General features: G+C 43.1%; 5 protein-coding genes and 1 other RNA gene. 2 read left to right on the top strand and 4 right to left on the bottom strand.

All coding sequences use genetic code 11. From position 1 onward, the window contains the following. Positions 1-325 precede the first annotated feature (325 nt). Positions 326-1,912 (bottom strand): 2,3-bisphosphoglycerate-independent phosphoglycerate mutase, encoded by a 1,587-nt coding sequence (gpmI, locus tag L0J61_RS08125; protein ID WP_301465947.1) that lies wholly within the window; start codon positions 1,910-1,912, stop codon positions 326-328. 234 nt (positions 1,913-2,146) lie between these two features. Here gpmI and ssrS point away from each other — a divergent pair. Beyond that, positions 2,147-2,342: non-coding RNA, 6S RNA (ssrS, locus tag L0J61_RS08120), on the top strand. Between the two features lie 142 nt (positions 2,343-2,484). Here ssrS and L0J61_RS08115 read toward each other — a convergent pair. Next, positions 2,485-3,114 carry an FxsA family protein gene (locus tag L0J61_RS08115; protein WP_301465946.1) on the bottom strand — a complete coding sequence of 210 codons (630 nt, stop codon included), beginning with the start codon at positions 3,112-3,114 and terminating at the stop codon, positions 2,485-2,487. 153 nt (positions 3,115-3,267) lie between these two features. Here L0J61_RS08115 and ruvC point away from each other — a divergent pair, with 153 nt between their 5' ends. Next, complete coding sequence (gene ruvC, locus L0J61_RS08110; protein WP_301465945.1) at positions 3,268-3,852, top strand: crossover junction endodeoxyribonuclease RuvC; 585 nt, start codon at positions 3,268-3,270, stop codon at positions 3,850-3,852. Between the two features lie 108 nt (positions 3,853-3,960). On the opposite strand, the gene L0J61_RS08105 is transcribed toward ruvC, so the two are convergent. Then, on the bottom strand, positions 3,961-4,890 hold the full coding sequence (locus L0J61_RS08105; protein WP_301465943.1) for an META domain-containing protein: 930 nt from the start codon (positions 4,888-4,890) through the stop codon (positions 3,961-3,963). 549 nt (positions 4,891-5,439) lie between these two features. Continuing rightward, entirely contained in the window at positions 5,440-6,081 is a 642-nt protein-coding gene (locus tag L0J61_RS08100) for a glutathione S-transferase family protein (RefSeq protein WP_301465941.1), read from the bottom strand. Positions 6,082-6,545: the final 464 nt, after the last annotated feature.

Below are 6,545 nucleotides of genomic sequence, written 5' to 3'. Positions count from 1 at the left end.
CTGTTAAATGAGTTTATGATAGCTATTGTATCGATTTTATATAAGATTTACTATACTATAGATGTAACAAAATCACTCTATAAGATAGCACTAAGGGCACATCAAAAACTAGGATAGTATTGCAAGTAATCCTAACCACCAAACATGTAAATGGTAATTTTATTTGATGATTGGTGGTTTTGATGATTGGTTGTAAAACGGACAAAAAAAGCGGACAAAAAAAGGAGAGACAGTAATTATCTCTCCTTTTTTTTGATGCCTTTTTTTCTACGCTATATGACAGAGTCTTTACTCAATCATGAGATAGCATACTAAAATGACTGAACTACAATACTGGCTCCAATAAACTTTTACCAGTCATTTCCTCTGGTGTATCAATATCCATCAACGCCAGAATGGTTGGCGCAACATCGCTCAGCTTACCACCACTACGTACTGCCATGTTTTGATCGCCCACATAAATTAATGGTACCAACTCAGTGGTATGTTGGGTATGCACTTGACCACTTTCATAGTCTTGCATCTGCTCGCAGTTACCATGATCCGCGGTGATCAGCATATCACCACCAGCCGCACGTACAGCAGACTCAATACGTCCAACACAGACATCCAGAGCCTCCACAGCTTTTACAGCAGCATCAAATACGCCTGTGTGTCCAACCATATCACCATTGGCGTAGTTCACGACTAATACATCATACTTGCCAGACTCAATCGCTTCCACCAGTTTATCCGTCACCTCAGGTGCACTCATTTCAGGCTTTAGGTCATAAGTAGCAACGTCTGGAGAAGGTATTAAAATCCGAGTCTCTCCCTCATATTCTGCTTCACGCCCACCACTAAAGAAGAAGGTTACGTGGGCATACTTCTCAGTTTCTGCAATACGCAGCTGAGTTTTTTCGTTATTCTGCAAATATTCACCAAGGGTGTTGCTCAACGATGTTGGATGGTATGCGATGCTGGTTTTTGGGTTATCTGCCAACACGTCTGAGTATTTAGTCAGCATCACAAAAGCAGCCAAGTTTGGTTGCTTTTGACGAGCGAAACCTGAAAACTCATGATCTGGTAAAACAAACGCTTGTGCAAGCTCACGCGCACGATCTGCACGGAAATTCATGAAAATGAGAGCATCATTGTCTTCGACTGTATACGGCACCTCATCACGTCCAATCACAGTCGTCGGGCTGACAAACTCATCGGTCTCACGCGCTTTGTAAGCAGCCTGAACTGCTCCATCTGCTCGCGTTGATAGTCGTTCAGCTTTACCTTCAGTCATTAACTCATAAGCTTTTTGTACACGTTCCCAACGATTATCCCGATCCATCGCATAGTAACGTCCAATAATACTAGCAATCTGTACTCGACCACCTTCATAGTGCGCGTTCAGTTTATTGATATAATCACGCAGACGGTTGATATATTTATCAGCAGATTTTGGCGGTGTATCTCGACCGTCTAAAAAACCATGAACAAAAACGTTTTTGGCACCATGCACCAGTGCGGAGTGACACATCGCTTCGATATGATCTTGATGTGAGTGCACACCACCGTCTGAGAGCAAGCCCATGATATGCACATTGCCGCCTAACTCGTTAGCCGCTTTTACAGCATCGACTAAGGCTTCGTTTTTATAAAACTCACGATCGACAAGCTCGTTTGAGATGCGAGTTGAATCTTGATACAAGACCCGACCAGCACCCATGTTCATATGCCCGACTTCTGAATTGCCAAACTGACCGCCTGGTAGCCCAACATCTTCCCCTGAAGCAGAAATCAAACCATGCGGATATTTTTGATAAATTTTGTCTAAATTAGGCATGTTGGCGGCAGCAACGGCATTGTCTTTATCTTCTTCACGATGACCAAAGCCGTCTAATATCATCAAAACGTGCGGCGTTTTTTTATTTTGCACGCCGTCTTTATTATTAATCTGCGCCTGATTGTCATCAATAGACTCTGATGGTTGCTGATTACTGGTCATATGTTGCCGCTCCTCAAGTGAATGAAAGCCTATAATGCTGTCTTAGGGTATTTAAAGCCCTCTATATTAGCACATATCTCAAAATTGCTGAAAAACTGACTATTTTTACCACAGATTAAACTGTAACAGTTACTTGCAATCTCCCACATCATTGGTTAATATAAAAATATTCTGAAGTGTTGGCTAGTAGATGTTTATTCCCTGAGCCGATAATGCTTTATTAGGATGCGATACCTATTACCTCATTGTGTATACCTGCACCGTTCGCGGTGTCTCAGGAAACCTGCAGAGGTAGTGACGCATCCGCCCTGAACTTCACGGTTCATGGGTCACCATCTCACGGCGGCACTTTGGTTGTTAAATTCGGTTGGTGAGCAATTTAAAGGCAATGAGCCCATAAAATGAGTTCATATCCAGTCGCTTACTACCACTTAAAAGCCCCTCCGGTCACTGACCAGAGGGGCTTTTTTATGCCTATCAGTTACCGCCTATTCAGTTACTACCTATTCGTCATTCGCTGACTTGGTAATTTTCTTTACGTCTTTTGGGACATCTTTGGCAGTACCATCCACGGTCGTGTGTTGCTTGAATGAGTCACCAAACGGGTTTTGTTGTTGACCAAAGGGGTTTTGACCGCCCATTCCGCCTGCACCGCCAAAAGGATTTTGACCACCCATACCACCTGCGCCACCAAATGGATTCTGACCGCCGCCCATTTGACCACCCATTTGCTTGGCCATCATTTCCATCATCTTTTGTTGGTTATTCATGACATAGTTATTGGCAACGTTTTTGAGTTTTTTCTGTACAGGCGGTAGGACCACCAATAACGCAAGAAAATCACTCAGTACACCAGGAATAAGTAACAGAATACCTGCCGCTGCCATCGCAACGCTCTTAATCATGGTAGATTCTTGCGGGCGCGCTCCTGGGTTCATCATCCCACCCGCTTTCATTTGCTGCGCCATCGGATTAAGCGCAGCCATGCCCTTACGCATAAGCGAAATACCTATAACGGCGGCAATAATAAACCACATAAACACCCACCAACCACTCATAAACTGAGCAAGCAAATACCACAGTAGCATCTCGATAATAAACCAAACGATGGCGATACCAACTATCTGACCCATAAAGTGTCGTCCTATAAAATAAATACCAAAAAATTGAGCGCCATGCAAATTAAGATGGCTAACATATTATGTATATGGGGATTGATTGCTATACTATCAAACTTAAGGCTTATTTTTAAGCCACAAAATAAAACGTAAGTATGACGGAATACTATGGCAATTATTATCGGGATTGACCCAGGGTCACGTATGACGGGCTATGGAGTCATCCAGCAAAGCGGAGACAAATTGACATATATCGATGCAGGTACCATTCGTACAGACACTAAAGAAATGCCAGAACGCCTAAAACGTATCTTTAACGGTTTGACACGTATTACTCAGCATCACTTAAAATATGCAGATGAGCCTATTCATACGGCTATTGAGCAGGTCTTTATGGCCGAGAACCCAGACTCTGCACTCAAACTCGGACAGGCTCGTGGAGCAGCCATTGCTGCTATGGTGGCGTTGGACCTAGAGGTATCAGAGTATACGGCACGGCAGATCAAACAGGCCGTTTGTGGTTATGGAGCGGCTGCTAAAGAGCAGGTTCAAGAAATGGTTTGCCGGATACTGTCTTTAGATGTGGTACCGCAGCAAGATGCAGCCGATGGCCTAGCGTGCGCTATTTGCCATGCGCACTCCAGTCACTCTATGAACAAACTGGTTTTGAATAACGCGCTGCGAGGACGCGGTGGTTCTAAGAAAAAAGGCCGCTGGCGTTTGACTGAAGAAGACCTAGGAAACTTACGTTAAATCGGGTGAGCAGAAAACACACGGGCCACATGAACCCGTATCTTTTATGCTTAATCAATCATTTGGTACGGCTAAAACAGCACCAAACAAGATGTAAATCGCGGACAATTAGACGTTACCGTCTTCAGCCACACCGCTTTCGATCACAGCATCTAGCACATAGGCATACGCTTCGTCTGACTCTGTAGCCGCTGTGCCGGATGCTGATTCCTCGCTGCTGTCTATTTTGTAACGCTGTATGCGCAACACTTTTTCGTGCTGATCATCATGCTGATAACCTTCTATTTCACCAGAAAAAGCGCGCCACTCTCCCTCTCTGACTTTGATACCCTGCTCATCATAAGTGATGGGTTTCACTTGTAGGCAATTCTGTGACTGGTCTTTTCCGCATGGTGTCTTTTTTGAATTAACTGCCCAGAAAACCGTTTTACCCTTGCTGTCATATTTCGCTTGCGACGTTAGCATACCTTGCCAAACCAAACTAATCCCACTGCTAGTGACTTGTGTGAGTAAAGGGTTCTCTTCATCGGTAACACTTAATTGGCTTGTCCCTTGCATCAACTCATTCAGGCGATTTTCTGCCTGATTTAAATCTTTGCATAGCATTTTGGTACTCATGCTTTCTTCAATCGTTAACGTGAGGTCTTGCAACTGATAAACAGCACTCATGGTGTTACAGCCAACACTATAGCTCAAAGTGTTTTGACCTTGACTTTGGTTAAACGTTAACATCACTTGATCTTTAATATCTGCTAGCGCATTGACCGACGATGCGCCGGTATCGTCATCGACGGCCCATAACGCCCAGCGATAGCGTGATAGACTTGCCATCGTTTCTTGCTCTTCCGGTAACTCAAACTCATCAGATCCGTTGGCCGACGCACTCGTAGACAGTACCGGCTCGCTGATCATATCGGCTTCGTTTGTAGTTGACACCTCACTTTCGGCGGGTTGTATCTCGTTTTGACAAGCACCCAACGCCAACATCGCTGCCAATACACTTGGTATTAGAATTAGCTTTGTGCTTTTACCTACCATACAGTACACCTCTTAGTAAGCTTATCTGACCCGTTTTTCGTACGATCTAAATATTGTTCCTGCATTACTCTAGCAAAAAATTGAATTTCGCGACTCGTCTACCGGAATATGTATTTCAATAAATACTCGTCGGCTAGGCTAAAACCAGAATAAGATGAATTATTGTCGAACTGGTTATTATATAGCTCATACGCATCAGTTAAAAGATTTATGCATTTTAAACACTATAACCGTGGCTCTGTTGTCATCTGTAATAAAATGTGTGTTTTTATTAATTTTTTGAAAAAGCGCGTGCGGCAGCTTTAGAAGATAGATATGGCCCAAACCGAGAACATAACGACGTGTGCCGAGGCACTGATGGTGCCCAACATATCGTAAAATGAATATAAATTCCCTATAAACAAAAATAGCCAGCCCTGATAGCTAGCTATTTTTTCTTCGATAATCACCTGATTAAATTAGGGATTTTCTTAACATCTGCCCACAGCCACTTCACAGATAGTACTGCGTGATAGTATGGATGGCTGTCAGTGCAATGCTAAACACGCCTTAGGCTTTCGTCATTTTTTTAATACTAAATTGCTCGTTCATCATGTTATAAAACCGCGCTAGGTTTTCGCCTTGCTCATCAGGATTGACCTTGAGGATTTTACCAAAGTCTAAACCTAAATATAACACGATATCAGCGAAACTGAGCTGCTCTCCTACCAAGTACTCTTTGCCGTCCAGAGATTTCTCAAAATAGGTCAGCGCTTTGGTAGCCCGTGCGATAGACGGCACTACAAACTCTGGCACCTGCTCAACAAGCTGTGCTTTCGATGGATGGCTGTGCTGAAATGCTAGCATAAGATTATACAGCACTTCAAACTCAGCAATACGGCGCATAGAGCAAACTTGAGCACGTTGTACAACATCATTGCCCATTACTGAGCGCTCACCATACACACGATCAAGATACTCACAAACAGCCTGAGAATCATTGAGTATCGTCCCATCATCTAATTTCAATACTGGCACCGTTTGCATGGGATTTATTTGCGTGAAAGCATCTGACATCTGATCATTGCTAGCGAAGTCAATATCCACGACCGTTATATCATCCATGTCATCAACGTCAATACCTTTTGACGCTAATAAAATAAGTGCTTTGCGTGGATTTGGTGCAGTACGAGTGACATATAATGTTTTCATAGGGAACTCCTTGTAAGATAAATATATAGCGACCCAGCGCTGATGTGCTTTTTTATAATCATAACGCATCTTAGCGCTATCAAGTCTTGATGAAGATACAATAGATTGCACTCAAGAAATACGCAGCGGCCAAATGTCATCCAAGCACTTCAAGTGTCTTGCTTAGTACGTCTCTTAGTACCTTGCTAAGTACCTTTTAAGCGCTATCGTCCCACTTCCCACTGTAGTTATCATACTTCAAAAGGAGGACCGCTAACCTCTCTAATATTCTCGATATTAAACTGACTGTATTAATGCGCTACATACTAGTTATAGCCTACTCAGCTCAGCATAGTAAAGCTCTATTCAGTAAAGCTTTGCAATAAAAAAGCCTTACAACTTTATATTGTAAGGCTTCATCTAACAGCGCGTAATGAACTACCCACTACCTTAGAGGTAGGGGTTTCTTAGGTAATGCTCATACT

This window comes from Psychrobacter sp. (genome assembly GCF_030457785.1).
Lineage (GTDB): Bacteria > Pseudomonadota > Gammaproteobacteria > Pseudomonadales > Moraxellaceae > Psychrobacter.
The sequence above is the reverse complement of the archived record's forward strand: the minus strand, read 5'-3'. Positions and strand labels throughout refer to the sequence as shown.

What these genes read in the sequence shown, in the direction of transcription:
- L0J61_RS08115 (WP_301465946.1), bottom strand. Translation starts at nt 3,114, where the DNA reads ATGGGTCAGATAGTTGGTATCGCCATCGTTTGGTTTATTATCGAGATG.
- ruvC (WP_301465945.1), top strand. Translation starts at nt 3,268, where the DNA reads ATGGCAATTATTATCGGGATTGACCCAGGGTCACGTATGACGGGCTAT.
- L0J61_RS08100 (WP_301465941.1), bottom strand. Translation starts at nt 6,081, where the DNA reads ATGAAAACATTATATGTCACTCGTACTGCACCAAATCCACGCAAAGCA.
- L0J61_RS08105 (WP_301465943.1), bottom strand. Translation starts at nt 4,890, where the DNA reads ATGGTAGGTAAAAGCACAAAGCTAATTCTAATACCAAGTGTATTGGCA.